4 protein-coding genes are annotated in these 2,553 nt (G+C 64.8%); all 4 read left to right on the top strand.

Annotated elements, in window-relative coordinates:
• Nucleotides 1–164: YdhK family protein (locus Q4E95_RS12690; protein WP_303383648.1), on the top strand; the 164-nt coding region annotated here is incomplete at its 5' end.
• Between the two features lie 461 nt (nucleotides 165–625).
• On the top strand, nucleotides 626–1,456 hold the full coding sequence (locus Q4E95_RS12695; protein WP_303383646.1) for a hypothetical protein: 831 nt from the start codon (nucleotides 626–628) through the stop codon (nucleotides 1,454–1,456).
• Nucleotides 1,457–1,590: 134 nt separating this feature from the next.
• Nucleotides 1,591–2,145: an AAA family ATPase gene (locus tag Q4E95_RS12700; RefSeq protein ID WP_303383647.1), complete on the top strand. Its 555-nt coding sequence runs from the start codon at nucleotides 1,591–1,593 to the stop codon at nucleotides 2,143–2,145.
• Between the two features lie 110 nt (nucleotides 2,146–2,255).
• A complete protein-coding gene (locus tag Q4E95_RS12705; RefSeq protein ID WP_303383649.1) occupies nucleotides 2,256–2,498 on the top strand; it encodes an FMN-binding negative transcriptional regulator in 243 nt (80 codons plus the stop codon).
• Nucleotides 2,499–2,553 lie beyond the last annotated feature (55 nt).

Raw genomic sequence — 2,553 nt, forward strand, 5'->3', positions numbered from 1 at the left:
AGGTCGTCCTGACTGCCGACCACATGGCCGGGATGCAGGGGGCGGAAGCCACGATCGAGAGCTCCACCGATGAGACCGTTTACATGGTGGACGTGGAGGCGGGCGGGATGAAAATGACGAATCACAAGTGGGTTGTCGAGAGCGAGGTTCAACCCGCTGAATAGGCCAGCGCGTAGATACCTGACCCGCACTTGGCCTCGATCCACCGATCCAGGTTCGGGCTGGTAGCTGGGGTGGGCTGCGCTAAGTTTTGTAGACATCTTCTTTGTGGATCAGGCCGCGATAGTGGTCTAACCAGGACATATCGATGAAGGCACCCGAACTTGGTAGTGGTTGCCATCATGGTCCATCGATGTTGCTAGGATCGGCGTTCAACACCACGGTTGATCCGACACTCCATCCCCCGTGCTACTTCCGTGCACGGACATGGGTGGAACTGCGCCCGGCGCGCCCACGACGCGCAACACCGGCCCACGGTGAGCTGTGAGTGGACCGGGTCGCGGTCACTGACCGAGAACGGCGTGGTCAGACCTGCTCGAAGTCATGAGCCGACTGGCGGACTCGCCGCCGCCCTCGAGGGGACAGCCGTGGCAGATCCCCCTGAACTACTATGGAGGCGATACGCTTGTCGACCCCGTCCTCGAGAAAAACCGCCATCACCCCCGTCCACAACAGCCCGCGCGACGGGGCCGGTCCCACCGATGACGGCGGGGATCCCCAGCAGCAGGTTCGGGAACCCGAGGCGTTGGATCCCACGCAACAGGTATGGATGGCGCGCACCACACTCCTCATCCTGAATCTGCTGTTACTCCTGGGCAATCTGATCCATTTGTTCGTGGACGAGCCGCACGAACCGTCTCATCCGATATTCTCCCGCCCCGCGTGGAACGGTGACTACGACGAATCGCACATCGAGATCCTGGGCCACGTTCAACTCGTCGCCGCGACGATCATGTTGCTCTTCCTGTGGATCACCAGGCACGCCGCGGTGTACGGCGTCTGGGCACTGGTCATCCTCGCCATCACCGTCGATGACCTGCTGCAGATCCACGAACGTGGCGGAGCCGTGCTCGTCTCAGCTCTTGGTCTGCCCGCAGTCGCAGGTCTTTGGCCCCAGGACCTCGGGGAACTCCTGGTCTGGGCGGCAATGGCCTTTGTGCTGGGCATCGTCCTGGTAATCGGCCACCTCCGGGCCCCGAGGTACGCACGGGGAGACTTCTGGCTGCTGGCCGGACTGGTCGCATTTCTGGCAATGTTCGGCGTGGGTGTCGATCAGTTGCACGTCATCGTGGAACCCCACGTCCCACCTCTGGCGGGCACCGCGTTGGCGTTGCTTGAGACCAGCGGTGAGCTGGTGTTCATGACTTTGATCGTCCTCGCAGTACACCAGATGGCCATCCGGCCCAAGATGCCACTGCGGTCCGCCCCCCGGCACCCGGGGAACCTCAGCCGGTGATGGGCCCCCGGTGGCCAGTGCCACGAGGCCCCGACCACGCCGCGTCCTCTGCAGGCGAAGACGGTAGTCATACCGAGCGGGCAAGACGGGGGCAGCGGGCCAGTGGCGCCCGGGTTCGCCGCGTCCGACGAATCGTGTTGCTGGGCATCGACGGAGCCGGGAAGACAACCACGGCCGCGGCACTGGCCGCAGCGGAGCGGAAGTCAGGCCGGCCGGCGGTGGTGCTGCGCAACCGGTCCGGTCGCCGCTGGCTGGCGCGCACCTCGGCACGGGTGGGGCTAGAACTTCCTGTGTCCTGGGCGGACCGGGTGGAGACAGTGGTGCGCACCATCAACGTCCTGGTGTCCCAGGCCCGGGCCGGGCGCCGGGACGGGCTGGTGGTCATCGACCGTCACCTGGTGTGCCAACTGGTGCTACGAAAGGTCCGAGGCCTGCCACCGGGCTGCGTCCTGCCGTGGGCGTCGGCCACGTTGCTGCACCCGGACGCCGTGGTCGTTCTCGACGTTCCGGTCGAGACCGCCCACGAACGAATCCTCACTCGCGGAGAGGATCTCGAGTCGCGGGACTTTCTGCGCAGCAGCCGGGCCGCATACCTGGAACTCGCCCGAGCCCGGGGCTGGAGCGTTGTGGACGCGACCGGAGCCACCGAGACGATCATCGCCCTGATCGAAGAAGCAACCGGTCCCTGACCAACTTGCAGACCCACGTTGGGCGCCCGAGGGCACACCAAGTGTCGAACGACAAGACGCTGCCGGCACAGGCCGTCCTGGCTGTGGTCGCTCTGGTGTGAACCCAGTTGGTGTGGGGCCCGCACGACTACGTCATCTCGAGCTGGTATGCCCCTGGCGACCCCGTCCCGACCTGGCACCACATCACCGTGCACCTCTATAGGACGCCCGAAATCCTCGGCGACGAAAAGAACTACGCCATGCTCTTTTGGCTCACCGATCACTTCGAGAAACCCCACCCGAACGGCCGCAACCTCTCCGAACGTTGCGCGACAACTACAACACGAACCGACGTCCGCCCGAGGCGCCACTAGCGGCACGCTCGGTAACGCGCGCTACCAATACGCCCACCTCATAGGCATGGTCCAA

The organism is Kocuria sp., assembly GCF_030536815.1.
GTDB lineage: Bacteria > Actinomycetota > Actinomycetes > Actinomycetales > Micrococcaceae > Kocuria > Kocuria gwangalliensis.